Origin of the sequence: Rahnella sp. PD12R (assembly GCF_019200965.1) — a bacterium.
Classification (GTDB): domain Bacteria; phylum Pseudomonadota; class Gammaproteobacteria; order Enterobacterales; family Enterobacteriaceae; genus Rahnella; species Rahnella laticis.
Genome location: NZ_JAHTMS010000003.1, coordinates 277,728 through 304,720 on the forward strand (window position 1 = coordinate 277,728; position 26,993 = coordinate 304,720).

The following is a 26,993-nucleotide window of genomic DNA, read 5'->3' on the forward strand; positions in this document are numbered from 1 at the left end:
AACGCCTCACTTCTTGTTTGACGGTTTCAGGGTCCGGTATAAATCCTGAATGCGGGTCATGGTTTTGACCGTGCGGGAGGATGTGGCGGATGCGACCGATAATATCAGCATTTCCAGACAAACCAGCACGGTGCCATGCAGCGGCATCCGGCCATTTTCGCCGCCGCGTGGCACGTTGATCACGAGGGTCGCTTCTTTGGCGAAGAAAGATTCCGTGGCGTGCGTCAGCAGGATGATTGGAATACCGAGACGTTTTGCCTCGCGAACCGTGGTAGTGCCTTCTTTGTGCGCATTTTTTTGCGCCATCATAATCAGCACGTCGCCGCGTTGCAGGCTGATCAGCTGTTCCGCCAGCGCGACGCCTGAACGGTTAAGCGAAACGGCCGGAATGCCAATGCGGTTGAAAAGCCGCGCGCTGTAATCCGCCAGAATTCCCGAGGCATTAATGCCAAAAAGCCCCACCTGACGCGCGCCAATCAGCAACGCGACGGCTTCAGACATTGCCTGCCGGTTGCCGGGTTCCGAAAGCGTATCGCACGCACGTTTATGGCCATCGAGAACGAAATCGATGCCGGAATTAATATCGCAGGCCAGCTCGCTGACCGTAGTGATCATCTTTTCTTCTGAGTTAATCGCCGTGCCGAGCCACGCTTCCAGCGTTTTTTTCATGTCACGCAAACCGGCAAACCCTAATGCCTGGATTGCGCGGATCACGGTGGCATCCGAGGTTTCCGTTGCGGCAGCAATTTCTAATGCCGTGGATTCCAGAACAGTTTCACGGTTGTCATAGATATATCTCACCACGGCCTGTAAGCGTGGTGAAAGTGCGGGTGCCCGCGCACGATAACGTTCACCAAATACATCAATACGTTTTTTTAACGGAGTGGTGGCCATGGAATGAACCCGATCCCTTTGCTTTAAAAGTGTATGGGTAAGCGTCAGTGCTTCTGTGAGGATTTTTATCTTATCAAATGTAGTGATTTAGCCGCCATGAAAACGGTTCAATTCAAAAAATTCAGGGCGGAAAGACTGCGGGTCTGGACTACCTTATTGGTTTTTTATTGCATTATATTAATGGTTTAAGTGATTTTTATCGTCAATAAACTGTGTGAATTTTTTTAACGGTTCATGTAGTAGTGACATGAAATTGTTCATTTACTACTACGTTTTCGCATGTTGGAATGATTATCAATTGCATTGAAGCGGTTTTCTTTTACTCAGAGAACGTGCAGGAAATAACCCATGGGGAAATTGCGGGAATAGTTCCCTGCAAAATCGGGTGATTTCTTAAAATATCCGGAATGAATTTACGGAAATAATAAAATAATAATCATCAGGCTTAATGAAATGAACAATAACAGGACGATTTCTTTTAAACGAAATGGCCATCCGGCAATTTTGTCCGCTATTTATGGTGTCGCGTTGCTGACACCGGGGATCAGTTATTCTGCGTGGGACAGCAATACGCTCACGGTATCCGGACAGGGAACAGACGGGCAGGGTTACAGCGCCAGCGAGACTTCCGTGGCCAGTAAAACGCCGACTTCGCGGCTCAATGAAGCGCAGTCGGTCAGCGTGGTGACGCAGCAACAGCTGGAGGATTATCAGGCTTCCAGTTTGTCGGACGCGATGCGTTTTGTCAGCGGCGTCACCGAAGGCAATACGCTGGCGGGCACTGAGGACGGGTTTGTCCGCCGGGGATTTGGTTCGAACTCCGACGGTTCGATTTATCGCGACGGCGTGCGCAGCAGTCAGGGGCTGAATTTTGATGCCACCACCGAACGCGTCGAAGTACTGAAAGGCTCGGCATCGCTGCTGTACGGCATCCAGAACCCGGGCGGCGTGATCAACGTTGTCAGCAAAAAACCACAATACGACTGGCACACCAAAATCAGCGGGCGTTCTTCCAGCGAGGGCGGCGGCGCGGGCACGATTGACGTCACCGGCCCGCTCGGCAACGGTTTTGCATTCCGCCTGATTGCGGAAAAACAAAATCAGGATTACTGGCGCAATTTTGGCAGCGATAAACACACGCTGGTTGCGCCGTCGCTGCAATGGTATGGCGAAAAATCCAGTTTCCTGATCAGCTATTCCGATTACCGCTACGACATTCCTTACGATCGCGGCACGGCATTTATCAACGGCAAACCGATTGATATCAATTACAAAGACCGTCTGGACGACAAAGCAAACCGCGCCTGGGGCCACAATAAAACGCTGAACGCCCATTATGACTGGCAGTTCAGCGATGACTGGAGCACCCGCCTGACGCTCGGCTGGAACCAGCGCCGCTACAACAATGACGAAGTCAGGGTGACGGCGGTCAACACGACCACCGGCGCAGTGACACGTCGCGCCGACGCCAACCGCGGTTTTAACCACAAAACCAAATACGTTTCCTGGGATTTGCTGGGCTCGCAGGACATTTTGGGGATGAATCACGATATCGTGCTGGGCACGGATTATGAGATGAATCAGACCTACCGCGCGCATCAGTACCAAGGCAAGGCGAACAGCAGCTTCAACTACTTTGATCCGCAATACGATATCCTTTCGCCGGTCACCAACAGCACCACGGAAAACACCGCCAACGGCAATAACCTGAACCGCATTCACAGCCGTTCGGTCTATGCCAAAGACAGCATTTCGCTGACGCCGGACTGGATTGCCGTGGTCGGCGGGCGTTATCAGCATTACGAACAGCGCGCGTCGAAAGGCTTTGATCCGGTGGTTCAGACGCTCGACAGCGAAGGCAACAAATTCCTGCCGCAGGCCGGGCTGATTTACAAACTGACGCCGGACGTTTCGCTCTACAGCAGCGTCAGCAAATCCTTTACGCCATCAACTGACGTGGATGACGACGGCAATGTCGGTAAACCGGAGCAGGGCACCAACTGGGAAGTGGGCAGCAAATGGCAGATTTCCCCGCGCCTGTTTGCCAGCGTGGCGCTGTACCGGATTGACGAACGCGACATGTCTCTCAGCATAAACGGCACAACGCGGGCGATTGATAAAGCGCGCTCCACCGGCGCAGAATTTGAGCTGAACGGCGAAGTGTTGCCGGACTGGGATGTGAGCGCCAATTACAGCTATGACAACGCCGAAATTGTGAATGACGGCGTGAACTCTGCCAATAACGGCAACCGCCTGCAAAATGCACCACGCCATTCCGGCGCGCTGTATCTGAGCCATAACCTGACGTTCAGCGGCATTCCGGGTGATTTCCGCGTGGGCGGCGGGGCGCGTTATGTTGGCACGCGGGCGGGCGATCCTGAGAACAGTTTCACGATGCCGGACTATGTGGTGGCTGACAGCTTTGTCGCATGGAACAACCAGTTGTTCGGCGAGAAAACGCAGCTGAAACTGAATCTGAACAACCTGTTTAACAAACACTATTACACCTCCAGCGGCGGCAATCTGCGCGTGCGTGAAGGCGAAACCCGTAATCTGATGGTACAGGCCAGTGTTGAATTCTGATCGTGACAGTCAAAAGGGCGCGCTGCGCGTGCCCGCATTTTTCAGACCCGTGCTTATCGCGCTGGCGCTGCTGAGTGTAGTGATGAGCGCGGTGGTGCAGGCGCGAACGGTAACGGATATTGACGGGAATCAGGTCGAAATCCCCGATAATCCGCAGCGTATTGTGCTGGGCGAAAGCCGGATGCTGTATACGCTGGCGATGCTCGAAACCGGCGATCCGGTGAAACGCATTGTCGGCTGGCCGCTGGATTTAAAGCGGTACGACAGCCAGACCTGGGCGGTATTTACGCAACAATTCCCGCAGATGCTGAAAATCCCGGTGCTGGGCGGCGGCGGGCCTGATGAAATGAACCCGGAGAAAGTACTGGCGCTGAAACCTGACGTGGTGATTTTGCCGAGTCTGGCGCGCTACGACGATGCGGATTTACGGCTGTTGCAGATGCTGAAAGCGGCGCACATTCCTGTGGTGAGAATCGATCTGCGCGTTCATCTGCTGAAAAATACCGCCCGCAGCGTGGAAATTCTCGGTGAAGTGTTTAACCAGACTGAACGCGCGAAGGCGTTCACGCAGTTTTATCGCTCGCATATGCAGGTGATACACGACCGGCTGGCGGCGTACAAGGGCCCGAAACCCACGGTGTTGCTCCAGCTGCATCTTGGGCGTCGCAATGAATGCTGCGTGACGGCGGTGAAAGGCAGCCTCGGCGAACTGCTGACGTTTGCCGGGGGAGACAACATTGCGAGCAAAACCGTCGGCGGCGTATTTGGTCGTCTGAATGAAGAATCCGTCATCATGGCGCAGCCGGAATTTTACATCGCGACCGGCGCGGGCGACGTTAACGACAAAGACGATCTGAAACTCGGCCCGGCCATTTCCTCCGAAATGGTTCAGCAAAGTCTGGCGCAATTAACCGCGCAGCAGAACGGATTGCGCACGCTGAAAGCCCTGCATAACGGCCACACGGCGGTGATATGGCAGAACTTTTACCTCAGCCCGTGGCACGTTGCAGCCACCGAGTTTATGGCGAAAACGTTGTATCCGGATCTGTTCGCCGACATCGAACCTGAGCAAACCCTCAGACAACTCTTCCACGATTACCTGCCCGTTCCGTACAGCGGAACGTATTTCGGCAAGGGCAAAGATTAAAAGAGAGAAACGAAGAATTCAGCACACAAAAAAGCCCCGGCTGTTGAGAGGGCCGGGGCTTTGCAGAACGCGAGCATGATTTAAAGTTTTGCTAATTAAAACTTATACTCAGCGCCCAGATACGCATGAACTTCATTGCTCACGTCACTGGCTACGAGTGTATTCACTTTAGCCGTGGCGCTCCAGTTTTTGCTCAGGGTAACGTTAAACCCAACGTCGAAGTTACCGCAATTGAATATGTTTTGGTAATTATTTGGCGGCATTATATTGACGCGAGTGATATTAATTGCCCTATATCCGTTGGAATTACACTGGAGACAAAACAATTTTTTAAGTCATTGCGAAATGCAGAGACAAAAAAAGGCCGCTTTCGCGGCCTCACAGTTTTGAATATTACGGATTAATGCAGTTTTAGAATTTAAATTCCGCACCTAAATACGCGTGAACTTCGTTACTCACGTCGCTTGCCACCAGCGTATTCACCTTAGCGGTGGTGCTCCAGTTTTTGCTCAGTTGTGCGTTCAGCCCTGCGCCAATACTGCCGCCGTTCAGATTCTGGCCGCCGAAGTTGTAGTCGGAGGTGTTGAACTTCGTGTCCTCAGAGAAACGACCGACGTAGGAGGTTTCAATATACGGGCGCAATACCTGGCCGCCTTTCAGGGTGATGTTTTTACCCGCTTTCACGCCCGCACCGGCAAAGCCTGCGCTGAATTTACCGTCTGCAACGTGGCTGTACCCGTCGTTGTAGGCATCAGTTTCCGTCTGGCTGTAACCGAGAACGGTGTAAGGCTGGATCCACCAGTCCTGTGCCAGATTCACCTGCGCACCGACGCGCGCCTGCCATAACCACGAATTACCGTCGTAATCGCCACCGGCATTGACTTTGCCGTCTTTACCGGACGCCGAATAGCTCATGTCACCGTAAGTCGCGGTGGTGTCTGCGAACAAATGCCAGTTCTGGCCTTCGGCCTGATGCTGAGTCCAGCCCGCGTACAGGCTGTAGTAATTCCCGTCGATGTCGTTGCTGCCGTCGCTGCTGGTCACATCCAGATCGTTATGCAGATAACCGAGGCCAGCACCGATGGAAAGGGTGTCGCCGTTAGCCAGCGCCCAGGACGTATCCGCGCCCAGCTGGAAACCGGAGATGTCGTTGCTGTATTCAGTAGTGCCCGCCGTGCGGTCGCCGCCGGAATAAATGCCGTCCATCCAGACATTGCTGTCGGATGTTTGCGCACTGTTTTCACCCATATGGCGGGCATCCAGATGCTGGGTAATGCTGCCCGCAATGCGGTGGATCATGTCGTCACTGGCGAGCAGACCGGCCTGAGCAGCTTGTAAATCCGCAGCAATTCTTGGCTCAGGTGAAGGTGGATTAACGGGATCAACAGGGTCTACCGGATCGACAGGGTCAACCGGATTAACAGGGTTAACCGGATCTACAGGATTAACGGGGTCAACCGGCAACGGTGGCAACGGAGGTTTAAGCGGCGTCGGTGGCATTTCATTAGCGGTGAATGTGATGCTGTAATAACCCTTATCCGCTAACCCTTGTTTTGCGCTTTCGTCCGTCACCTCATAACTCATGCGATCAAGCACATAGGAACCGGTGCGCACCGTATCTGCAATATAATTACCGGCCATCGCGTTAGCAATTTTGACTTCTTCGCCTTCATTAAAGAAGAAGTAAGAGGCTTTGCCGGTGTTAACCAGTGACGGGTCAACGTAATTAATATTGGCACTGACACGGTTAAAACCGGTAATTTTCTGAGCGCTGTTTACCGCTTCACCGCCGATAATGCCGCCGTTATTGACATTCAGCGTTAAAGAATCGTCGGCCAGTTTATTGGTTGAAGTGATATTCCCACGATATACGGAGTTGGTAATATTCACTGTGGAATTTACCGTATCACCGGCTTTTTCTCCGGTAGTTGATGCGACAGAGCCGACGGAAATATTTCCAGACAGAGTCGCACCGTCTATATTTACAGAGTTATTAACACCGGTCATGATGGCATTGCCATTCATGACAGTACCTTCATTAAGATTAAGAGTTGTATCGCCATTGTAATAGGTTATAACTGAGATGTTACCCAAAACAGGGCTATTCGTGATATCCAGTTGAGCTGCACCGCCAGTAAACAACGCGCCTACTTCAGCGATAACCCCTGTAGGAGAAACTTGCCCGGTGGCACCCAGTAGCGTATCTGTGACTTTTACGGTCGCATTGCCGCCATAGATATTAAAACCCCGTGGATTTTGGTTGTTATTCATATCAACATTAACATCACCGTTGTATGCATCAATACGCAACCCGGCCCCGGGATTCATATTTGCAGGCAGAACGACAAAATTGTTAAGTGTGAGTGTAAGGTCACCATTTGTTGCGGCTAGATTAATCCTGGCATTATTATATCCTGCTTCATCACTGACAGTAGTCCCATTTAGTTCAGCAACCAGATTATCTGATGCCGTAACACTTAGCCCCCTTATAAACTGACTATTATCAGCAGTAAAGTTAAGATCGCCGGGAACTGATATTGAGGTCATATCAGGATATGTTTTATTACTGTAGTCTACATCTTGCGCCTGAACATGATTAGTTACTGCCACGGATATTAAAGAAGCCAGCATCAGTTTCTTCGTGTGACAGGTGGAGGGGGTGTTTTTTTTCATTCCTAAAATCCTTCCTTGTTGAATGTATTCTGCATCTCTTCAGTCATTATTTAAAAAAATGATAAATGGAAAGGTGCTGGCGTTTAAATTAAACCCCGCTTTTGTCGGGATTAGATGGCGACAGGATATCTATTTTTTATTTATTTTTCTTGTCCACTTTTGGACACGTTGGGAAGTTATTTAAATTGATTTCAAATATGATATTTGTTTTTATATTGATGTGGTTAATATAACTAGCATTCATTTAAAACAATCCATCATATAATTTAACTTGTCAGGTGTGCCTTTCTGCCGGGTTTCCCAGAGGGTTTAGCGAGACTATTCTCCGGAAATTCTTTAACGCATTGAATTAACTTGCCATTTTCCATGATGATGAATCCTTCTTCGCGCAGGGTGGCAATGATTTTCATTACGCCGCTACGGGCCAGATTGCTGCGGTCAAGAACGTATTTCGCAACGCTGATTTTAAGCCGCTCTTCAGGCCTGATTTTGGCAAGTTCTTCAAGTAAGCCACAAACAATGTGCAAGGATGTTCTGTTAATCAGCAGGTTATTGCGGTTTGCCTGATAGTCATTGATAAATATCTGATAGGTCAGTAATTGCGGGAAGGCGTGATGTTTAATGATAATTTTGAGCGCTTTTTCTCGCGGCATGACACTGATCTTAGCGTCTTTGGCCGGTATAAGTTTGAAGAGTTCATACTGGAACAGGGAGCCTTGTAATCCGAAAATAAAAGGGGCCCGCGCAGTGGCCAGCAGCATCATATCCGGACAGTGATAAATATTAACGCTCCCTTCGGTGACGAGTGCAACCATCAGTTCATTTTTTTCATACAAATGTAAGCTGCTATTCCCTCTTCTTGATTCTTGCTGAGGTGCTGAATGAGGAAGTAAGAGGGAAATTAATTCCTCCAGTATTAACAGAGGTTTCTCTGCCGGAAGCGGGGCAGGGCTCGGATCAGAAGTTATCGGTAATTTCATTTTGGCTGCATCCGTTCTTTATTAATAATCCAAAAGATTAAGTGTTTTATTTATGTCGGCGGGCATTATTCAAACAAAACTGACCAGAGGCAAGGAAAGGAGGCGTCCAAAAACAGACATAATAATATCGTCAATATTAATCCTCCGTATTTACAGGTGTTAACACGGAGGGAATAAATGTGGAGGGGTTAGCAGTAAGCGAATCTTTTAAGGGACCGACGGAAACTGGCCTGGCTGGACAAACCCATTCCAAAAGCCTTCATGATGCCTGATGTTCGCCGTTTGCTCTTTTTCTTGCGTGAATGTATCCATATATTCCACAATGCGTGCTAAGCAAACCCGCCAACATTTTCAGATTCCGGAACATTACGAAATGCGCAAAACAGATCATCTCGGTGGTATCACGGCTTTTGTCACCACGGCGCAGTGCGGGAGTTTTACTGCGGCGGCGGAACGGCTGGGGCTGACGAAATCGGCGGTGGCCAAAAGCGTCGGGCGGCTGGAAGCGCGGCTCGGGCTGCAACTTTTTCAGCGTTCAACGCGGCGGCTCAGCCTGACGCCGGACGGTGAGCGTTATCTGCAAAGCAGCCAGAACGCGATTGAAATTCTGGAACAGGCCGAGGCGGAGCTGATGTCGCATACCGCTAAACCTTCCGGCCGGTTGCGGGTAGATTTACCGGCGGCGTTCGGGCGGCAGCGGATCATGCCGCATCTGCTGGCGGTTATCCGGCAATATCCTGAACTGGAAATGACGATTACCTTCAGCGAGCGGTTTATCGATCCGATTGAAGAAGGTATTGATCTGGTGGTGCGTATCGGCGAACTCACCGACAGCAGCGGGCTGATAGCGCGCCGTCTGACCACGCAAAAGCTGGTGATCTGCGCCGCACCGGATTATCTCGCGCAATATGGCGAACCGCATGAACCCGAAGAACTCAGTCAGCATCGCTGCGTGGTGGGCGTGCGGCGTAATCAGCCGAAATTCTGGATCCTGCGCAACGCACGCGGCGAAGTGAGTCGCTATACGCCGCCTGCGACGTACGAATTTGCCGACGGCGACGCCATGCTGGCAGGCGTGCTGGCCGGTTGCGGGCTGTCACAATTGCCGCTGTGGCTGGTAGGGAAATACCTGGCAAACGGGGAGCTGAAAGAGGTGCTGACAGGCCATTCCGGGGGCGAAATGCCTGTCAGCGCGTTGTGGCCTAAAAGCCGTCAGCTGTTACCGAAAATCCGCTTTGTGGTGGATACGCTGATCAAAGCCGCGGAAGACGGCCAGCTCGACTGACAAGGCTTACGCTTTTTCGTCATAGAACGGGTAATCGGTGTAGCCTTTTTCGTTGCCGCCGTAAAACGTGGCGCGATCCGGCTCCGTCAGCGGCCAGTTATTTGCCATCCGCTCGACCAGATCCGGGTTGGAAATAAACGGTCGGCCAAAGGCAATCAGGTCAGCGCGGTCTGCCTGCAACCAGGCTTCCGCACGGTCTTTCTCAAAACTGCCTGCGATGATCAATGTGCCGGAATAGGCTTTGCGGAATGAATCGGTGAATCCTTGCGGAATCGCCTGTGCGCCGAGGCTTTGCTGGTCGCTCAGATGCACAAAGGCCAGCGAACGCGTGCTGAGTTCTGCGGCCAGCGTTAACCAGGTTTCCGCTTCACCTTCAAATTCATGCATATCAAAAAGACGACCAAACGGCGCGAGGCGGATCCCGGTTTTACCGGCACCAATGGCTTGCGCCACGGCGTCCGTCACTTCCAGCACAAACCGCAGGCGGTTGGCAATCTCCGCGCCGCCGTATTCATCTTCACGGGTATTTAAGCCGCCGTTGATGAACTGCTCCGCCAGATAGCCGTTGGCTGCGTGGATTTCCACCCCGTCGAACCCGGCGCGGATGGCGTTTTTCGCGGCAGTCACGTAATCCTGCACCACGCCGCGGATTTCCTCTTTGGATAACGCGCGCGGCATGGAAACGGCGACCGGGCCATATTTGCCTTCGTCGTTAATCCCGAAGCAGGTGGCGTTTTCTGCCCTGACCGCCACTGAACTCACCGGCGCTTCACCTTTATTTTGCAGGCTGGTGTGCGAAACGCGCCCCACGTGCCAGAGCTGGATAAAGATTTTGCCGTTTTTGTCATGTACCGCTTTTGTTGTCAGCGCCCAGCCTTTGACCTGCGCTTCGTTATAAATCCCCGGCGTGAAAGCGTAACCCTGGCCCTGAACGGAAATCTGCGAACCTTCAGAAACGATCAGCCCGGCAGAGGCGCGCTGCTGATAATAACGGGCGGTCAGTTCGTCCGCCGTGTCGCCTTTATCCGCCCGCGAACGGGTCATCGGTGCCATCACCACGCGGTTGGATAATGTGATATCCCCCAGCTTGAACGGGGTAAATAATTTCTCCATGGTTCTCTCCTTTCACTGAATGTTGTTAGAAAAATGCGGAATTAATTCTGTTTCGCGTGTTCGGTTCTGTGGGTCTGGCAGGCAAGGTCACCAGCATCCACGCGCTGTTTGATGTAAATACTGAGCCACGCGGCGGCGGCGAAAATGATGCTGCTCAGCACCACTGAACGCGTACCGAATTCGGCGATAAACCAGCCGCCCGCCAGTGAACCGACGGTGATGCCCAGATTTGAAAATGACATGTACAGGCTGTTGGCGAATTCCGGCGCCTGGCTGGCTTCGCGCATCAGCCACGTCTGGCTGACCACCAGCCCGGAAGAGTGGAATGCGCCCCAGAAAATCATCAGCGCACACATGGCAAGCAGGGAGTCACCGGCCAGCCACACGAGGATGAAGATCAGCGCGTACAGCACCGGATAAAGATGCGTCGTTTTGTTGGTGTTTTTTTGCAGGAAGCTGCTGAACACAAAATTCCCGGCGAACCCGCAGACACCAAAGACGATGAGCATCGCCGTGATCATGTTGCTGTTGAGGTGCGTGACGCGGGCCAGGTAATCCGCCACGTAGCTGAAACTCGAGAACATCGCGGCGAAAATCATCGTGACCGTGACGATCGTCAGCCACAGTTTGCCGTTACGCAGCACGCTCACCTGGCTGGCGAACGAAACTTTGGCCGTGGCAGGCATCGAAGGGACGAAGAAGAGGATCCCGAAGAACGCGAGGGCGCAGGAAATCGCAGCAAAGTAGAACGCATCGGCCAGCGATAAATGTTCCGCAATCAGTGAACTTAACGGCACCCCGAGCACCAGCCCGATTGCCACACCGGCAAACACTTTCGCCGCCGCACCGGCACTTTTTTCTTTCGGCACAGTCTGCGTGGCGACCACCAGCGCGACCGCAAAGAACACCGCGTGCGTGAGTGCCGGAAGAATGCGGAAGACCAGCATCATATTGAAAACATCTGTGGTGGCGTAAATCAGGTTGGAAACCACGAACACAAAGAGAATCGAAAGCAGCACGGTTTTTTTGTTAAAACCCGACAGCAACAGGGTAATAAACGGGCCGGTGACGGCGACGATCACGGCGTAAATGCTGACCAGAAAACCGACCTGCGTGGCGGTGACGTGGAGCTGTTCGATGAGTTTAGGCAACAATCCGATGATGCCAATTTCCGTGGTGATGACGCTGAAGACGGCGACGGAAAGTGTCAGCAGCAGGAGTGAATTTTTATTTTGCATTGAAAGCCTTGTGGAACCGAATGTGCAGATGAAAAGTTGAACCTGATCATCCGGCAGTTCGTATTATTCGGAAAGGCCTCTCCGGGCGCATCTTAGTAGACATAACTTCGCCAATGTAATGCGGAACGTGCCGTATCGTTTTTGTCCGATTTTTACAATGCGACTTAACCGAAACTTTGTGAATTAATAATCAATTCAATATGTTGCCGTGTGATTTTTTCAACGCGCATCCTGCCGGCAGGGGATTACTTCGCCGGAAACTATGATAAAATGCGCGGCCCAGGGTTTCCCCGCACGACCATTAAAAGAAAAGGTTTATCCCGAGTAATGTCTGACAATCTTATTGAGCGCATTTCGAGTGCGTTAGAATCTGAATACACGCTTGAAGGACTCGTTCGACAGCTTCTTGAAATGCTTGAGCTGGTGACCAATATGGAATCGACGTACCTCACCCGCATCGAGCCGGACGGCGATTACCAGCACATTCTGTTCTCCCGTAACTCGCAAAATATGCAAATTCCCGAAGGGCTTTCTGTGCCGTGGGGCGATACGCTGTGCAAGCGCGCGCTCGACGAAGGCCGCCGTTATACCTGCGATGTCGCCAGTATCTGGGGCGATTCCGAGGCGGCAAAAGCGCTGGGGATCATGACTTACGTGAGCACGCCGGTGACGCTGGTGGACGGTTCGCTGTACGGCACACTGTGCGCCGCCAGTTCAGAAAACCGCGAGCTTTCGGAACGCAGTGAACAGGTGTTGCAGCTTTTCGCGCAACTGATCGCCCAGCAGATTCAGAACGAACAGTTGCTGAAAAAGCTGCAAGAGGCGAATGCCGCGCTGACCGCCGTCAGCCTGACCGATGAACTCACCGAACTGCCCAATCGCCGCGCGGTGTTTGAAACGCTGCCCGACCTGTTCGGCAGGGCCGCTGACAAGGCGAATTATGTTCTGGTGGCGTTTACGGATCTCGATAATTTCAAGCAGATCAATGATATCTACGGCCACGAAACGGGCGATGATTTCCTGTATGCCGTCGGGCAAAGGCTGAAAGCGGGCGCTGCGAAAGGGGAAATTCTCGGGCGTGTCGGTGGTGACGAATTTATCGTCGCCGGAGAAGGGCCGTCAGGGTTTTATGATGCGCAACTGGCGGCGGATGCATTCAAAACCCGTCTGCGCAGCATGCTCACCGGTGAATACAAACTGCATTCCTGCACGCTGGATTACGCAGGCCCGAGTATCGGCGCTATCGCCATTAATCCTGCTGCCGTTAATCCGGATCAGGCGCTGCACGAAGCCGATCAGGCGATGTATCTGGATAAAAACCAGAGAAGAACAAAAGTGAAGTAAAGCCGGATCCTGCGCCTTTGCGTTTACCCCAAAGGCGCGGTATTCAGTAATCAGTTGTGATGTAAATCGCTTAAAAATTTCTGCGCACGGGCGTGCTGCGGACGCGTGAAGAAGTTCTCCGGCGTAGATTTCTCCAGAATTTTCCCCTGATCCATAAACCAGATCGTGTCCGCCACTTCACGGGCAAAATTCATTTCGTGCGTCACGCACATCATGGTCATGCCTTCGCGCGCCAGACCGCGCATCACGTTCAGCACTTCACCGACCATTTCCGGATCCAGCGCTGACGTCGGTTCATCAAACAACATCACCGGCGGTTTCATGGCTAACGCCCGCGCAATGGCGACGCGCTGCTGTTGCCCGCCGGAAAGCTGCGCCGGATAGGCATTGGCTTTGTGCGATAAACCGACGCGTTCCAGCAGTTCACCCGCATGCTGACGCGCTTCCTGCCGCTTCACGCCGAGCACTTTCACCGGCGACATCATGATATTTTCCAGCACCGAAACGTGCGGGAAAAGGTTGAAGTTCTGGAACACAAACCCGATGCGCGTGCGCAGCTGGTTCAGGCGCGTGCTGGTGCCGTGAATGTCGATGCCATCAAATAAAATCTGGCCTTCTTCAATCGGCTCCAGCCGGTTGACGGTGCGGATCAGCGTCGATTTCCCCGAGCCGGACGGCCCGCACACCACCACCACTTCACCGCTTTTAATTTCTGCACTCAGATCGGTCAGCGCCTGGTATTCGCCATACCATTTATTGACCTGATTAAATAAGATCATCGGTCGCATCGTCGTTCCTTATTGTGATTGAGTCTTGGTCAGCAGCATCGCTTGCGCCACGTTGTCCGCTTCAGGCACGCGGTTCTGCCGTTTGCGTGTAATGCGCGCTTCCAGCTTATTGGCGAGCCACGTCAGGCTGAAACAGATCAGGTAATAGCCAATCGCGACAATCGCGAAAACCTGAAACGGCTTGGTCAGCAGCTGGTTATTCACCTGATTGGCGGCAAAGGTCAGCTCCGGTACGTTAATCACGTAACCGAGCGTGCTGTCTTTAATGATGGAAACCAGCTGGCTGACCAGGCTTGGCAGTGTGTTGTACAACGCCTGCGGCAGAATAATCAGGCGCAACGTTTTGAAATAACTCATACCTAACGCACGCGCCGCCTCGTACTGGCCGCCGGGCAGCGCCTGAATGCCGCCGCGCACAATCTCTGCGATATAGGCACTTTCATAAATCACCAGCGTACACAGCATGGTGCTGAATCCGCTGATGTTGTGGCCGATTAATAACGGAACGCAAAAGTATGTCCAGAACACCACCATCAGCAGCGGAATACCGCGTAAACCGTAAACCCAGCAGGCGGCGGGCCAGCTCAGCCAGCGGAACGGCGATAAACGCGCCAGCCCGAGCAAAACTCCCACCGGCAGCGCAAACAGCACGGCCAGCACGGAAATCAGCAGCGTACAGAGGATCCCGCCGAGCGGCCCCTGCGGGTATTGTCCCATCAGGAACAGCATCCCGTTGTCGTGTAAAATCGTGAACATTTCGAGCATGGGATTACCTCGCGTAGACCCGCTGGAACCGGCGGGCCAGCAACGCACCGGCACCCATCAGCAGCAGAGAGAAGAACAGATAACCGGCAGAGGCCACCAGATACGATTCGAAAGTGCGGAACGTCTGGTTTTCAATATCACGGGTCACGTAAGTCAGCTCAGCCACGCCAATGACCATCGCCAGACTGGTATTTTTGAACAGCAAAACGGTGTGGTTGAGCAGCGACGGCAGCGCGTTACGGATGCCCTGCGGCAGGATCACCGAACGCAAAGAACGGGTGTAACTCATGCCCAGGGCGCGTGATGCCTCGGTTTGCCCTTCAGGAATAGCGCGTAAACCGCTGCGGATGTCTTCGGAGAAATACGCCGCCTGGCACAATCCGAGCGCAAACATCGAGAACAGAAACTCGGCGTTAAAATCGTTAATCCACATCTGCACCGATTCCGGCAGCAGCGTCGGAATGGCGAAATACCACATCATCAGCTGGATAAGCGTCGGCACATTGCGGTGATACGACACATACGCGCGGACAAAATATTCGGCGGCGCGTTTGTGCGTCAGCCGGATGACCACCAGCAGCAGGGCAATAAACATCGCCAGCAGCCAGGATCCCAGCGCCAGCTTGAGGGTGACAACCATTCCATCGACGATCATCTGCCCGAACTGACCGGTCAGGACTTTGCTGAAATCGAGCGTCATCGTATTTTCACCCTCCTGAATGGTTGAACTGTCGGTTTATAAGGAAAACGGGTTTAGCGGGAAAATCACAGACCTTCGCCGGGGCGCATGGTGGAAAGGCCACCGGGAACCTGCAGCGTCGGGGTGATTTCGATGTTGCCGATGTTCACGGCAACCGGTGCTGACAGGGCAAACGCCACGCAGTCGGCGATGTCTTTGGCTTGCGGCAGTTCAAAACCGTCAATGAAGCGGCGGCGGGCTTCTTCGTGATCGCCGGAAACGTTGCCGAAAATGTCCGTCGCCACGCGGCCCGGGCAGATTTCGGTAATGCGCACCCGCTTGCCGTAGCAGTCAACGCGCAGCTGGCGCGAGAGGGCGTGAACGCCGGCTTTGGTGGCGTGATAAATCGAGTTGCCGCCGAAGTTATAAATCGCGGCAATCGAGGTGATGTTAATGACGTGGCCGCGATCGCGTTCCATCATGCCCGGCACCAGCAGGCGGCAGAGATGCAAAACGGCGCGCAGATTCACGTCAACCTGCGTATCCACGGATTCTTCATCGGCGTTCAGGATAGAGCCGGGGCGTGAAACACCGGCGTTATTCACCAGAATATCCACGCTGATTTCGCTGCACAGGCGCGTGACGGCGTCGAGATCGCTGACGTCGAGCGCATGAGGAATACAACCGGTACGGGCGGCGAGGGCAGCCAACTGATCGGCGCGGCGGGCGACGGCGTGAACCGTGATGCCTTCCTGACAAAGGCGTTCGACAATGGCTTCACCCATTCCGGCCGATGCGCCGGTCACCAGCGCGGTTTTGTAATCTGAAAATGGCATTGCGACTCTCCTGTTAAACCCCCGGCTCCGTCATGTTCTGCCGGTGGGTGTTTTCTGACTGTATCCAGTAATTCTCAGACGGTATAAGACATAAACCGTGTGAGGCGATAAGCGGGACTTATAACAGCGCGTTTTCCCGCGCCAGCTCGCGGCGTTGCCGGGCTGGCGGCATCAGCGCGATGTCCATTTCGGCAATAATTTCCCGCAGCGTATGCACCATTTCGATGGATTCCGGCGTATCGCCGTGAACCAGAACCGACGTTGCCGTAACCGGCAGCGTCACGCCGTCGATGCTTTGCACCGTGCCTTCGCGCAGCAGCTGGCGGATGCGCGTGCGCACCTGCTCTTTGTCATGAATGACCGCGCCCGGTTTTGCCCGGCTGACCAGCAGCCCGTTGCTTTCATACGCGCGGTCGGCGAGAAACGTGCAAATCACCGGTAACGCCAGCTCACCCGCCATGCGTTCGACGGCGTTGCCGGACATTGTGCTGATGATCATCTGCGCATCGAAATCCTTCACCGCCTGCAATAACACCCGCGCGAGCTGAGCGTCTTCGGAGACCATATTCCCCAGCGCGCCGTGAAAACTCATGTGCGTCAGCGGGTAATCCGCCGCTCTGGCAAATGCCGAAAGCGCGCCCAGCTGGTAAGTGACGTAATGCGCCATGATCTCCGGTTCGATGTGCATCCGGCGGCGGCCAAACCCGGACAAATCGGGGAACCCGACGTGTGCGCCGAGATCGACCTGATACTTTTTCGCCAGCGCGACGGTTTTCGCCATAATCACCGCGTCCCCGGCGTGAAACCCGCAGGCCACGTTGGCGGAGGTGATCAGCGGCATCAGCGCGGCGTCGTCGGCAAGGGTGTAATCGCCAAATCCTTCGCCGATATCGGCGTTTAAATCGATGTATTTCATGCGGCCAGCTCCTCGCGGCGTAACGTGAAAATCTCCGCGCCGTATTCGACGCAGTCACCGTCTTTTACGGAAAGGGGCTCCACCACGCCCTGCACCGGGCTGCGCAGCGGCAGGTAAATCACGCCGACTTTCAGCAGGCCGAGCAGCGCGTCTTTCCCGACTTTTTCACCGGGCTGAGTAAACGGAATTTTGCTGAGCGGATGCTGTAGCAGCACGATACCGGGGAAGGGCGCACACACCGCGTCGGGGGCGGCCAGCGCGGGAAGCGCAGGCGTTTCGTCCGGCACGTGGCACGGCAAAATAGCGGGGGAAACGGGCGCGTATTTTATGCTGACCCGAAAGCCGTTTCCGCGCAGTTCAATCTGGCTGAGGCCGGACTTGCGCATCTTCTGTGCGACAGAGCGCAACTCGCTGAGTGCTGGTGCTTTTTTTTCCATATCCATCCCGTCAAGAGAGAGTGTCCCCGCGCAATAACGACGACAAAACGACCCGCTGAGCGGGCGGTAAACGCACTCTATCGTGTCACTGCGGACGTCAGGAAAGAGGATTTCGCTTTGCGGTAATAAGGTGCGCTTATTACCCCACCAGCGTCAGTGGCCGGTTATCCACCGTGCGGCTGGCCATCAGCGACAGCAAAATCGCTTTGACCGCTTCGGCGGGTTGGGAAAGGGGCAGATGGTCGGACATACAAAATGACAGCGCCGCCTGAATGTTCGGTTTATCGATTTTCGCCATCCATGAACCCGAGGCTTTGAGCATCGCACGGGCGGCGGATTCCGGCATGATCGTGCAGCCTAATCCCGCGGCCAGCGCGGCATTGAGGGTGGTTTGCGATTCGATTTCGCACTTCACGCGATACGTCACTTCTTCGTGAATAAACGCGTCGTCGATGACTTTACGCATGATGTTATAAATGCGTGGCAGGAACAGATCGTACTTCGCCACCTGCGCCAGACTGACGGATTTCAGCGGTTTGCTCAGTGCGTGCGGGCACACGAAATACAGCTCTTCTTTCATCAGCGGCATAAAGCGTAGCCCGTGAATTTCCCGGTTGCCGTAAATCACCGCCATATCCATCCGGCCATTCATGATGAGTTCGCTCAGCGTGGTGCCGAAGTTTTCATTGAAATACAGCACGATGCCCGGATATTGCCGGTGAACTTCTTCCATCAGCGGCAATGCCAGCTGTTGTGCGGCGGTGCCCGGCGCAAGCCCGACGGAAACGCTGCCCGAAAGCGCCAGCGCCGAGCCGTCAATCGCGCTCTGCGCCTGATCGCACTGGCGCAAAATGGCCTGCGCGTGGATATACAAAATCTTGCCCGCTTCGGTCGGCGTCACGCCGCGTTTGGTGCGGATCAGCAGTTGCTGATTCACTTCGCCTTCCAGCGTGGCGAGTTGCTGGCTGAGCGCAGGCTGCGCAATGTGCAGGATATCTGCGGCCTGAGTGAGGCTGCCCACATCGACAATCTTGATAAAATATTTAAGGCGGCGGAGATTCACGATGGCATCCTCATCACGTAAACGCGTGGTGTTATAAGTAATGTGTATGAAGCAAGATGAGTGCCAACACGCACTGATGCGCTGATTTATGCCTGAACGCCGGGTTTCCTTCTGATTTCAGCGGCAGTTTGTTCACTGCGTCGCCGTTTATTTTCGCCGTTTGCGCCGCCTGCCGGAAAATGACGTCCCCCGCCTGCACTGCATCGGTGCAAATTGCCTGATTTGCGCGTTCAGCCATTGCTTTGTGTTATGTCACCACAACAAAGCGCTATTGGTCGGCGCGGTCCGTTCCTCATTACTCTTTCCCCTGTAGTGCCTCATCGCTGTCCGTCTTTTTACGTTCGATAAAAACAATGGAACCCCAGGACCATGCCTGATATCGCCGATCGCTTAAAAAATGTCTCTGTTTCTGCCTCCGTCGCCATGACGCAAAAGGCCCGTGATCTCGCCGCCGCAGGCGTGAACGTCATCGCGCTTTCTACCGGCGAGCCGGATTTCCCGACGCCACGAAACGCCACGGAAGCGGCCTACGCCGCCGCGCTCGGCGGTGATACCCGCTATCCGCCAACTGACGGAACCCCGGCTTTGCGGGCGGCTATCGCGCGTAAATTCCAGCGCGATAACAATCTGGATTACGACGTGAGCCAGATCCTCACCGCAGGCGGCGCAAAGCAAATAATCTTTAACGCGATGCTGGCGACGATCAATCCGGGCGATGAAGTGGTGATCCCGACGCCGTCGTGGATCAGCTATGCGGATATCGTCAAATTCGCGGGCGGTATTCCGGTGCCGGTGGCCTGCCCGGAAGAGAACAATTTCAAGCCGTATCCGCAGGACATTGAGGCGGCGATTACCCCGAAAACCAAATGGCTGCTGCTGAATTACCCTAGCAACCCGACCGGTTCCGTGGCAACGCGTCAGGAATTGCAGGCGATTGGCGAAGTGATGCTGCGTCATCCGGGCGTGTGGATCCTGACTGATGATATTTACGAACACCTGATTTATGACGACGTGACGTTTTACACGCTGGCCGAAGTGGAGCCGCGTTTGCTCGATCGCGTGCTGACGGTTAACGGCGTATCGAAAGCCTATTCCATGACCGGCTGGCGTTTAGGTTTTTGCGGCGGCCCGAAAGATCTGATTAAAGCCATGAGCAACGTGAACACGCAAAACAGCGGGGGCGTCACCACGCTCACGCAGGCGGCGGCGGTTGCTGTGCTGAACGGCCCGCAGGATTTACTGAAAGAGCGCGCTGAAATCTACCGTCAGCGCCGCGATTACGTGCTCGAGCGTTTAACGTCCGTGCATGAACTGCGTTGCCATAAACCGCAGGGCGCGTTTTATCTGTTCGTGAATATCGAAGGCTGTATTGGCAAAACCACCGCAGGCGGGCGTCACATCGATAACGATGCTGATTTTGTGATGGCGCTGATCGAAGAAAAACACGTCGTCACCGTGCAGGGCGCGGCGTATGGCATGAGCCCGTATTTTCGCATTTCCTACGCCACCAGCATGGAAATCTTGCAGGACGGCTGCGACCGGATCGCGGAGTTTTGTGCCGGTCTGAAGTAACAAAATCTGAGTACGGGACATAAAAAAACGGGCCTTTTTCGGGCCCGTTTTCTGTTTCATCAGGAGGGAAATTTAAAATCCCATCGCCGTTTTCACCGGCATTACGTTATCGCGCAGGCGGGTGAACCACTGGTTGATTTGACGCGCCACGGCAATGGCTTCGCGTGCATCGCTTTTGACCAGCTGAATACTCTGACCGGGCTGAACCTGCGCCAGACGCCACAAATCTTCTTCAATAATGCCGGCAATTTTCGGATAGCCTCCGGCGGTATTGGCGTCGGCCAGCTGAATGATCGGCTCGCCCGCTGGCGGAACCTGCACGATACCGGGGATTAGCCCGTAGGAACGCATTTCAATGACTTTCGACGGCGTGACCGGCTCGCCGGACAGGCGGTAACCGGTGCGGTTGCTGTGCAGGGAAACCTTCCACGGCTGCGACCAGAAGCGGGGGAGATCGGCTTCAAACAGCGCATATTCTCCGGCGGGAATGGCGCGCAGTTGCACCAGTCCCTCAGTGCTGGTCGGGAACACGTGGGCCAGCGCAACCTGCGGCGGCTCGATACCCATGCCATGTGCAGGCAAAGGTGAGATGGAAGAAATACCCGCCGCCAGCCGATCGTTTTTCGCCAGCGGTCGTCCGTCTGTTCCGCCGAAACCGCCGCGCAGGGCGGTGCTGCGCGAACCCATCACAACCGGCACGTCAATGCCTCCGGCGACGCACAAATAGCTGCGCGCACCGGAACGCGGGAATTGCATTTCCAGCTCCTGCCCGGCGCGGACGGAACAGGCCCACCAGGGCGGAAGCTCTTCGCCGTCGAGCTTCGTGCGGCAATCCGCGCCGGTAACGGCAATGCTGGTATCGGCAAGAAAGCGGACTTTAAACGGGAACATCTGCACTTCAATGCAGGCGGCGTTTTCGTCGTTGCCCAGCAGGATGTTGCCCGCGCGAAACGCCAGTGGATCCATCACGCCGCTGACGGACACGCCGATATCCCGAAATCCGCTGCGGCCCGCGTCCTGAACGGTATTCAGCGGGCCGGTTTTCACTATTTCAATCACAGCTTTTTGGGTCACAGTTCTATCCTTTCTGGCAGAAACCGCACGCTGTCACCCGGTGCCATCAGCGCGGGATTTTCTGCACGCGGGTCAAACAGCGTCAGTTCGGCGAATCCGATGGCGTTCCAGCCGTTTGGCCCGGTGAGCGCTGAAACGCCGGTCTGCGCGCCGCCGATGGTTACGGTGCCTTTGAGCATATTGAGAGAAGGGACTTTTTTACGCGGCGTGGCGAGAGACGGATCCAGCCCGTGGAGATAGCCAAAACCCGGCGCGCTGCCCAGCGAAAACACCGTGTAGCTGCCCTGAGAATGGCGGCGGATGACCTCGCGCGGCGAAAGCCCGGTATGCTGGCAAACCGCATCCAGATCGGTGGCGTGTTCACCGCCGTAAATCACCGGAATTTCAATCAGTTTGCCTTGCGGATGAACGGCCTGCGCCTGTTCCCACGCGGCGGTCAGCAGGGCGAAAGTCGCGTCGTAATCTTCCGGCGTCTGGCGAAACAGCACCAGTAAATTGGTGACGCCGGGGATCAGCGATTCGACGTCATCGCGGGCGCGCAGTGTGGCCGCCAGCGACCAGATGCGGCGCTGCGCGGGCAGGTCGAAATCTCCCGGCGCTTCAATCAGCCACGCGCGGCTGCCGATGGTGGAGATTTTGACGTTGTCGCCCTGACTGGCAAGAATAAAAGAGGCGCGGGAAGGCGCCTCGTGCGACACAAGGGTCATCGGCTATTCCAGAGGTTCGAATTTAAGGCTGGAGAGTGGCTGAACTTTGTCCTCGCGCACCATTTTGTATTCGGTATTTGGCCCGATCCAGGTTGCCCAGATTTTGTCGATGGTGCCGTCGTCATCCATCGCTTTCAGGCTGCCGTTCACTTTTGCCAGTAACGCCGGTTCGTCCTTTTTCATGCCGACGCCAATCGGTTCCAGCGCCATCGGCTCTTTGATCATCCCCAGTTCGATGCCGTCTTTTCCGGCCTGAGAAATCATTTTGATAGCGGTCATGGTGTTGGTGACAAAGCCCACGGCTTTATTCTGTTCGAGTGCCAGAAACGCCGACGCGGCATCCTGGAAGGTCACGGCTTTTGCGCCCGCCAGATAAATGGATTGTTCAGACGTCGTGCCTTTGGTGGCGCTGATGCGTTTGCCTTTAAAATCCGCACGGGTTTTATCGACGTTCGGCTTTTTCACCACCAGCACTTCTTTCGCCACGTAATACGGGTCGCTGAACTGAATCTGCTGGCCGCGCGTTTTGGTGTACGCCAGATTGGCAATCAGCACGTCGGCGCGGCCGGTGGCGATTACCGCGATGCGCGCTTCAATAGAGGTCGGCATCAAGTTGAGTTTTACGCCCATCTGTTTGGCTAACGCCGTGCATAAATCCACATCCATTCCGGCCAGCTGGCGGGTTTTCGGATCCGGTGAAGAGAACGGCGGCACATCGGAATACACGGCACAGTTAAGTGCGCCGCGCGCCTGAATATCAGAGAGAACATCGGCTTTCGCAGAGGAAAAGGCCGCCATCAGCGGCAATGCCAGCAAAGAGCAAGACAGTAACTTCAGCTTCATCATTCATTCTCCGGGTCTTTTAATTAGCGGTGTGTGACGACAACTTCCCCTGGCTCACTGTGAGCAAAACTGGCTGCGGTTTCTTATGAGGTCAACCCGACTATATAAGCTCAATCTGGCGTTGTATAAGAAGTAAACCCTGTATGGCGATACGCTTTTTGTATGACCGCAAAAAAGGCGGCTCTGCCAGAATAGTGGTCAGTTTCAGACCGCTAATCTCAAAGAGCAAAAGGGTTAAACATGAACGCCAGAATGGGTGTTTCGCTGAAAATATTATCTGCCCTGTGCGCCACGCTCATGCTGGCCTGCGTAAAAGGGTTGGGCGGAAATATTCCTACCGGAGAAGTGATATTTTTTCGCTCTTTCGTCGCCTTATTTCCGCTGCTGATCTGGCTGAAATTGCAGGGGCCGGTGATTGCGCAAATTAAAACGAAGAATATATTCGGCCATTTAATTCGCGGATTTTCCGGCACAGGCGGCATGTATTTTAACTATCTGGCGCTGGTGTATATCTCGCTGGCGGACGCCACGGCTATCAGTTACGCCGCGCCGCTGTTTACGGTGATCATGGCCGCTATTTTGTTGCGTGAAAACGTGCATGCCGCCCGCTGGATGGCGGTGGTGGTCGGTTTCACCGGTATTCTGGTGATGCTGTGGGCGCATCTGCGTGACAGCGGTTCGCTGCTTTCGGGCGGATTTACACAGGTTTCAGCCGGACTCGGCGTGATCCTGGCGCTGCTGGCGGCAATGTGTACGGCGGTGTCGTCGGTACAAATTCGTTTTCTGAACGGTATCGAAAGGCCGGGCGCGATTGTTTTCTACTTCTCGCTGATGACCATGCTGATCGGGCTGGCGACGATTTTCTTCGGCTGGAAAACCCCTGATACCAGACAGCTTTTGCTGCTGACCGGCTGCGGATTTTTCGGCGGCATGGCGCAGATTTTGATTACGCTGAGCCTGCGTTACGCCGACGCCTCACTGCTGGCACCGTTCGATTACACCACGATGGTCTGGTCGATGATGATTGGTTTTCTGTTCCTCGACAGCCTGCCCACGGTCTCCACTTTGGTTGGCGCATCGGTGATTGCCGCCGCCGGAATACTGGCCGTGCTGAGCGAAAGACGCCGGGGAAAAGCGTTGCTCATCAAGCCGGTAAAAGCCGAATAGCCCTGCAACGCCCGTGGTGAGCGGCGTGCGAAGAAATTCGGGATTTACTTTTCGTGCTAAGCAATGATAAATTACCGCCATGAAAACTCAGATACACACCATGACTACACCACGTTGCTCCTGGTGGCTGCCAGTTTAAAGGCGGCCGAATTTCTGTATCTGTTCACAAAGCCGCCGGAAGGCGGCTTTGTTGTTTATCAGACTCCCTTCCGGCGTAAAAACCCAAAAAGGAACTCTCATGAACAACGCAAAAACCATTCTTACCGGCGACCGTCCTACCGGTCAGCTGCATCTGGGCCACTTTGTGGGCTCCCTGCGCCAGCGTGTGGCGCTGCAGCACGATAACCAGCAATACATTCTGATCGCCGATCTTCAGGGGCTGACCGACAACGGCAATTCCCCGCAAAAAGTCGCCGGTAATATTCTCGAAGTGATGGCGGATTATCTGGCGGTGGGCATCGACCCCACCAAAACGGTGGTCTGCCTGCAATCCGCATTGCCCGCGCTGGCCGAACTCACCCTGCTGTATATGAACATCGTGACCGTGGCGCGCGTTGAGCGTAACCCGACCGTGAAAAATGAAATTACCCAGAAGGGATTTGCCCGTTCGCTGCCGGTCGGTTTTATGGCGTATCCGATCAGCCAGGCGGCGGATATCACGGCGTTTCAGGCGGATTTGATTCCCGTCGGCGATGATCAGTTGCCGATGATTGAGCAGACCAATGAAATCGTCCACAAGATGAACAGCCTGACGGATCAGCCGGTGCTGCGCCATTGTCAGGCGCTGCTGAGTAAAACGGGGCGCCTGCCGGGCATCGACGGTAAGGCAAAAATGTCGAAATCACTCGGCAATACGCTGACGCTTTCTGCCAGCGAAGAAGACATTCATCAGGCGGTCTGCGCGATGTACACCGATCCGAATCACCTGCGGGTCAACGATCCCGGTCAGGTCGATGGCAACGTGGTGTTCAGCTATCTGGACGCCTTCCACCCGGACGCAGAAAAAGTCAGCGCGATGAAAGCGCATTATCTGCGCGGAGGATTAGGTGACCGGGCTTGTAAGGACGAGCTGGAAGGGTGCCTGCAAACCCTGCTTGCGCCAATCCGCAGCCGCAGGAATACGTTTATTCAGGATAAAGGTCAGTTGCTGGCGTTGCTGCGCCACGGCAGCGAACAGGCGCAAAACGTCACGCAGCAAACGCTGGTGCAGGTGAAACGCGGGCTCGGGTTGCCGGTGATGTTCTGAAAGCAAAATCCCCTCAGCGCTCAGCGTATTGAGGGGGTTTTCCGGTTCAGCGGGCGGCAATAAACACGCTTCAGAACTTCTTCGGCAATGAGTTTATTTTAATCAGCAGCCCTTTGCTGATCGTAATATATCCGCCGATCCTCAGTGAGGAGAGTGTTTTCATTATTCCGCTGCGCGATAACATGCTGCGGGTCTGGATATATTCCAGCGCCGTGGTGGTGGCGCGTATTTCGAAGGGTTCCGTGCTCAGTGAACAGAGAAGATTGCATATTAATTCATAGTTGCTGACGCCCACCGTTTCTTTCTGGTATTCGCTGAAACGGGTTGAAGAAAGCATCAGCATATAGCACAGGTTTTTCCACAGGCCGTTTTCTTCTGCCCAGGAAAATAATTCACTGGCGACAACCAGACCATATTCCACCTCGCTGGTGGAAGATACCTGCACATCCGATTTGCGGTGAAAGATATCCTGCAAACCAATGATGCACGGGCCATGTATGGACGAAAGTACCAGTGAATCACTGACTCTTTTTACCAGCCCGGTGCCCGTAAACAGAACAAAGCACAGCCGCTTATCGCTCTGTTCCAGATTGAATCTTTGTCCGGGCTTGCCCTTTTTAACAGTACAGAGTGATTTTAATGAAGAGAAAAAATCTCCGAATTCAAACTGGGAAGAGGCTTTCTCAATGACTTTACTAAAATCATACATGACGATTCACCGGGGCGTCGAAACAGCCGTTAACGATATAGGGAAGATTGCATCGGGAAATATTTAATTAAGCAGGGGTTGTTCTGTTAATAATTTCATAACCTCTGGTTCCTAAGCATTATCTTATAATTATTAGGATGCCTCAAAGGCTTCGCGAGCCATTTTTACCTTGAGAGTCCATTAATGGATTTTATTAATTCACCGGCGCAGCCAGGACGCGGCGTAAAGTCATTGTGTAAAAATAGACTTTTTTAAACTCGAATGAATTAAGGGGGTTATATAAAATCATTGCTAAAAAGCTTATGGGTGTTTTCTTCTGATTTGAGCATATTAAAAGGGACTGGCAAGATGAGTGTCATTATTGAATACATAAGAAAAAAAGGGACAATCAGCTATCCCCGGCCAGGTTGTGTTCTGTCCGGGAGTATGACGCATCAGTATTGCTGTTACTTTTTTGAATCCGGGCTGGCGGCGCTTTATGGGATGAATAATGCGAAGCCGCTGTCTCTGGTCAGTGAGCCGCAACTACTGGGGTTAAGCCATCTTTTCCATCCGCATTCCGAACTTACGCTTAAAATTATCCATCCTTCCGTTATTTACGCCGTGCCGTCATCTTCCCTGTTTCATGTGATTAATGAGGGAAACCTTTGGTCAAACGTGGCCTCCCATCTTTCACAGCAGATCTACGACATCAGCAGCCGGACGGAAAAGGACAAAAAGACGCACGCCAGCGGGCTGATCGGCCAGACGCTGAAAATGCTGCAAAATGAAAGCGAGGAAGTCAGGCTGACGCATACCGCGAGTGAATATGTCCGCGAGATCACCGGCTTGTCCTGTAGTACCGTCAACCGGGAACTGCATTTACTGAAGAAGCAGGGCGATATCAATGTGCAGAATGGCCTGCTGTTAGGGTGCTATCTCGACGGGTAACGCG

At 53.9% G+C, this 26,993-nt stretch carries 24 protein-coding genes; 8 read left to right on the forward strand and 16 right to left on the reverse strand.

Annotation, left to right across the window (positions count from 1 at the left end; genetic code table 11):
• Positions 1–6: 6 nt before the first annotated feature.
• On the reverse strand, positions 7–894 hold the full coding sequence (locus tag KWG64_RS08385; protein ID WP_218521590.1) for a MurR/RpiR family transcriptional regulator: 888 nt from the start codon (positions 892–894) through the stop codon (positions 7–9).
• Positions 895–1,347: 453 nt separating this feature from the next.
• On the opposite strand from KWG64_RS08385, the gene KWG64_RS08390 reads away from it, so the two are divergent.
• Positions 1,348–3,477, forward strand: a complete 2,130-nt coding sequence (locus tag KWG64_RS08390; RefSeq protein ID WP_218521591.1) for a TonB-dependent siderophore receptor — start codon at positions 1,348–1,350, stop codon at positions 3,475–3,477.
• An 82-nt stretch (positions 3,478–3,559) separates the two neighbouring features.
• Entirely contained in the window at positions 3,560–4,624 is a 1,065-nt protein-coding gene (locus KWG64_RS08395; RefSeq protein ID WP_218521739.1) for an ABC transporter substrate-binding protein, read from the forward strand.
• A gap of 411 nt (positions 4,625–5,035) precedes the next feature.
• Here the strand turns inward: KWG64_RS08395 and KWG64_RS08400 are convergent, their stop codons facing one another.
• Together KWG64_RS08400 and KWG64_RS08405 are read right to left on the reverse strand one after the other, a co-directional pair.
• Positions 5,036–6,649 (reverse strand): autotransporter outer membrane beta-barrel domain-containing protein, encoded by a 1,614-nt coding sequence (locus tag KWG64_RS08400; RefSeq protein WP_218521592.1) that lies wholly within the window; start codon positions 6,647–6,649, stop codon positions 5,036–5,038.
• Positions 6,650–7,563: 914 nt separating this feature from the next.
• Positions 7,564–8,277: a helix-turn-helix domain-containing protein gene (locus KWG64_RS08405; RefSeq protein WP_218521593.1), complete on the reverse strand. Its 714-nt coding sequence runs from the start codon at positions 8,275–8,277 to the stop codon at positions 7,564–7,566.
• 373 nt (positions 8,278–8,650) lie between these two features.
• Between KWG64_RS08405 and KWG64_RS08410 the strand changes: the two genes are divergently transcribed.
• Entirely contained in the window at positions 8,651–9,562 is a 912-nt protein-coding gene (locus KWG64_RS08410) for a LysR family transcriptional regulator (RefSeq protein WP_218521594.1), read from the forward strand.
• A gap of 6 nt (positions 9,563–9,568) precedes the next feature.
• Here the strand turns inward: KWG64_RS08410 and KWG64_RS08415 are convergent, their stop codons facing one another.
• Together KWG64_RS08415 and KWG64_RS08420 are read right to left on the reverse strand one after the other, a co-directional pair.
• Positions 9,569–10,675: an alkene reductase gene (locus KWG64_RS08415; protein ID WP_218521595.1), complete on the reverse strand. Its 1,107-nt coding sequence runs from the start codon at positions 10,673–10,675 to the stop codon at positions 9,569–9,571.
• Positions 10,676–10,716: 41 nt separating this feature from the next.
• Positions 10,717–11,913, reverse strand: a complete 1,197-nt coding sequence (locus KWG64_RS08420) for an MFS transporter (protein WP_218521596.1) — start codon at positions 11,911–11,913, stop codon at positions 10,717–10,719.
• Between the two features lie 327 nt (positions 11,914–12,240).
• On the opposite strand from KWG64_RS08420, the gene KWG64_RS08425 reads away from it, so the two are divergent.
• On the forward strand, positions 12,241–13,257 hold the full coding sequence (locus KWG64_RS08425) for a sensor domain-containing diguanylate cyclase (protein ID WP_218521597.1): 1,017 nt from the start codon (positions 12,241–12,243) through the stop codon (positions 13,255–13,257).
• Positions 13,258–13,307: 50 nt separating this feature from the next.
• Here KWG64_RS08425 and KWG64_RS08430 read toward each other — a convergent pair whose 3' ends face one another.
• The 7 genes from KWG64_RS08430 to nac all read right to left on the reverse strand — a co-directional run bounded on the left by KWG64_RS08430 (position 13,308) and on the right by nac (position 18,741).
• Entirely contained in the window at positions 13,308–14,045 is a 738-nt protein-coding gene (locus KWG64_RS08430; RefSeq protein WP_305080198.1) for an amino acid ABC transporter ATP-binding protein, read from the reverse strand.
• Between the two features lie 9 nt (positions 14,046–14,054).
• The gene (locus KWG64_RS08435) at positions 14,055–14,810 is read right to left on the reverse strand and encodes an amino acid ABC transporter permease (RefSeq protein ID WP_152323831.1); all 756 of its coding nucleotides are present in this window, start codon (positions 14,808–14,810) and stop codon (positions 14,055–14,057) included.
• A 4-nt stretch (positions 14,811–14,814) separates the two neighbouring features.
• Positions 14,815–15,510 carry an amino acid ABC transporter permease gene (locus KWG64_RS08440; protein ID WP_101077553.1) on the reverse strand — a complete coding sequence of 232 codons (696 nt, stop codon included), beginning with the start codon at positions 15,508–15,510 and terminating at the stop codon, positions 14,815–14,817.
• A 65-nt stretch (positions 15,511–15,575) separates the two neighbouring features.
• Positions 15,576–16,325, reverse strand: coding sequence for an SDR family oxidoreductase (locus KWG64_RS08445; RefSeq protein ID WP_218521598.1), 750 nt, complete (start codon positions 16,323–16,325; stop codon positions 15,576–15,578).
• 118 nt (positions 16,326–16,443) lie between these two features.
• Entirely contained in the window at positions 16,444–17,241 is a 798-nt protein-coding gene (locus tag KWG64_RS08450; protein WP_218521599.1) for a LamB/YcsF family protein, read from the reverse strand.
• A complete protein-coding gene (locus KWG64_RS08455; protein WP_218521600.1) occupies positions 17,238–17,678 on the reverse strand; it encodes an acetyl-CoA carboxylase biotin carboxyl carrier protein subunit in 441 nt (146 codons plus the stop codon). Before KWG64_RS08455 ends, KWG64_RS08450 begins: the two co-directional genes overlap by 4 nt.
• Before the next feature lie 139 nt (positions 17,679–17,817).
• The gene (gene nac / locus KWG64_RS08460) at positions 17,818–18,741 is read right to left on the reverse strand and encodes a nitrogen assimilation transcriptional regulator NAC (protein WP_195813327.1); all 924 of its coding nucleotides are present in this window, start codon (positions 18,739–18,741) and stop codon (positions 17,818–17,820) included.
• A gap of 369 nt (positions 18,742–19,110) precedes the next feature.
• Here nac and KWG64_RS08465 point away from each other — a divergent pair, with 369 nt between their 5' ends.
• Positions 19,111–20,313, forward strand: coding sequence for a pyridoxal phosphate-dependent aminotransferase (locus KWG64_RS08465; RefSeq protein ID WP_218521601.1), 1,203 nt, complete (start codon positions 19,111–19,113; stop codon positions 20,311–20,313).
• A gap of 72 nt (positions 20,314–20,385) precedes the next feature.
• Here KWG64_RS08465 and KWG64_RS08470 read toward each other — a convergent pair whose 3' ends face one another.
• From KWG64_RS08470 to KWG64_RS08480, 3 genes are read right to left on the reverse strand one after another with little or no spacing between them, the layout of a single operon-like run.
• A complete protein-coding gene (locus KWG64_RS08470; protein WP_218521741.1) occupies positions 20,386–21,372 on the reverse strand; it encodes a biotin-dependent carboxyltransferase family protein in 987 nt (328 codons plus the stop codon).
• 11 nt (positions 21,373–21,383) lie between these two features.
• Positions 21,384–22,094, reverse strand: coding sequence for a 5-oxoprolinase subunit PxpB (pxpB, locus tag KWG64_RS08475; protein ID WP_195813329.1), 711 nt, complete (start codon positions 22,092–22,094; stop codon positions 21,384–21,386).
• A gap of 3 nt (positions 22,095–22,097) precedes the next feature.
• Positions 22,098–22,937 carry a transporter substrate-binding domain-containing protein gene (locus tag KWG64_RS08480; RefSeq protein WP_195813530.1) on the reverse strand — a complete coding sequence of 280 codons (840 nt, stop codon included), beginning with the start codon at positions 22,935–22,937 and terminating at the stop codon, positions 22,098–22,100.
• Between the two features lie 240 nt (positions 22,938–23,177).
• On the opposite strand from KWG64_RS08480, the gene KWG64_RS08485 reads away from it, so the two are divergent.
• Together KWG64_RS08485 and trpS are read left to right on the forward strand one after the other, a co-directional pair.
• Positions 23,178–24,104 carry a DMT family transporter gene (locus KWG64_RS08485; protein ID WP_218521602.1) on the forward strand — a complete coding sequence of 309 codons (927 nt, stop codon included), beginning with the start codon at positions 23,178–23,180 and terminating at the stop codon, positions 24,102–24,104.
• 238 nt (positions 24,105–24,342) lie between these two features.
• On the forward strand, positions 24,343–25,350 hold the full coding sequence (trpS, locus tag KWG64_RS08490) for a tryptophan--tRNA ligase (protein WP_218521603.1): 1,008 nt from the start codon (positions 24,343–24,345) through the stop codon (positions 25,348–25,350).
• A gap of 70 nt (positions 25,351–25,420) precedes the next feature.
• On the opposite strand, the gene KWG64_RS08495 is transcribed toward trpS, so the two are convergent.
• A complete protein-coding gene (locus KWG64_RS08495) occupies positions 25,421–26,059 on the reverse strand; it encodes a helix-turn-helix domain-containing protein (protein ID WP_218521604.1) in 639 nt (212 codons plus the stop codon).
• Between the two features lie 483 nt (positions 26,060–26,542).
• Between KWG64_RS08495 and KWG64_RS08500 the strand changes: the two genes are divergently transcribed.
• Positions 26,543–26,989 carry a helix-turn-helix domain-containing protein gene (locus KWG64_RS08500; RefSeq protein WP_218521605.1) on the forward strand — a complete coding sequence of 149 codons (447 nt, stop codon included), beginning with the start codon at positions 26,543–26,545 and terminating at the stop codon, positions 26,987–26,989.
• The last annotated feature ends 4 nt before the right edge of the window (positions 26,990–26,993 follow it).

Coding starts and splice junctions, on each gene's coding strand:
- KWG64_RS08430 (WP_305080198.1), bottom strand. CDS start 14,045: ATGCGACCGATGATCTTATTTAATCAGGTCAATAAATGGTATGGCGAA.
- KWG64_RS08445 (WP_218521598.1), bottom strand. CDS start 16,325: ATGCCATTTTCAGATTACAAAACCGCGCTGGTGACCGGCGCATCGGCC.
- KWG64_RS08400 (WP_218521592.1), bottom strand. CDS start 6,649: ATGAATGGCAATGCCATCATGACCGGTGTTAATAACTCTGTAAATATA.
- KWG64_RS08405 (WP_218521593.1), bottom strand. CDS start 8,277: ATGAAATTACCGATAACTTCTGATCCGAGCCCTGCCCCGCTTCCGGCA.
- KWG64_RS08395 (WP_218521739.1), top strand. CDS start 3,560: ATGAGCGCGGTGGTGCAGGCGCGAACGGTAACGGATATTGACGGGAAT.
- KWG64_RS08425 (WP_218521597.1), top strand. CDS start 12,241: ATGTCTGACAATCTTATTGAGCGCATTTCGAGTGCGTTAGAATCTGAA.
- trpS (WP_218521603.1), top strand. CDS start 24,343: ATGAACAACGCAAAAACCATTCTTACCGGCGACCGTCCTACCGGTCAG.
- KWG64_RS08415 (WP_218521595.1), bottom strand. CDS start 10,675: ATGGAGAAATTATTTACCCCGTTCAAGCTGGGGGATATCACATTATCC.
- KWG64_RS08385 (WP_218521590.1), bottom strand. CDS start 894: ATGGCCACCACTCCGTTAAAAAAACGTATTGATGTATTTGGTGAACGT.
- pxpB (WP_195813329.1), bottom strand. CDS start 22,094: ATGACCCTTGTGTCGCACGAGGCGCCTTCCCGCGCCTCTTTTATTCTT.
- KWG64_RS08420 (WP_218521596.1), bottom strand. CDS start 11,913: ATGCAAAATAAAAATTCACTCCTGCTGCTGACACTTTCCGTCGCCGTC.
- KWG64_RS08410 (WP_218521594.1), top strand. CDS start 8,651: ATGCGCAAAACAGATCATCTCGGTGGTATCACGGCTTTTGTCACCACG.
- KWG64_RS08465 (WP_218521601.1), top strand. CDS start 19,111: ATGCCTGATATCGCCGATCGCTTAAAAAATGTCTCTGTTTCTGCCTCC.
- KWG64_RS08450 (WP_218521599.1), bottom strand. CDS start 17,241: ATGAAATACATCGATTTAAACGCCGATATCGGCGAAGGATTTGGCGAT.
- KWG64_RS08495 (WP_218521604.1), bottom strand. CDS start 26,059: ATGTATGATTTTAGTAAAGTCATTGAGAAAGCCTCTTCCCAGTTTGAA.
- KWG64_RS08440 (WP_101077553.1), bottom strand. CDS start 15,510: ATGACGCTCGATTTCAGCAAAGTCCTGACCGGTCAGTTCGGGCAGATG.
- KWG64_RS08390 (WP_218521591.1), top strand. CDS start 1,348: ATGAACAATAACAGGACGATTTCTTTTAAACGAAATGGCCATCCGGCA.
- KWG64_RS08480 (WP_195813530.1), bottom strand. CDS start 22,937: ATGAAGCTGAAGTTACTGTCTTGCTCTTTGCTGGCATTGCCGCTGATG.
- KWG64_RS08435 (WP_152323831.1), bottom strand. CDS start 14,810: ATGCTCGAAATGTTCACGATTTTACACGACAACGGGATGCTGTTCCTG.
- KWG64_RS08500 (WP_218521605.1), top strand. CDS start 26,543: ATGAATAATGCGAAGCCGCTGTCTCTGGTCAGTGAGCCGCAACTACTG.
- KWG64_RS08455 (WP_218521600.1), bottom strand. CDS start 17,678: ATGGAAAAAAAAGCACCAGCACTCAGCGAGTTGCGCTCTGTCGCACAG.
- KWG64_RS08485 (WP_218521602.1), top strand. CDS start 23,178: ATGAACGCCAGAATGGGTGTTTCGCTGAAAATATTATCTGCCCTGTGC.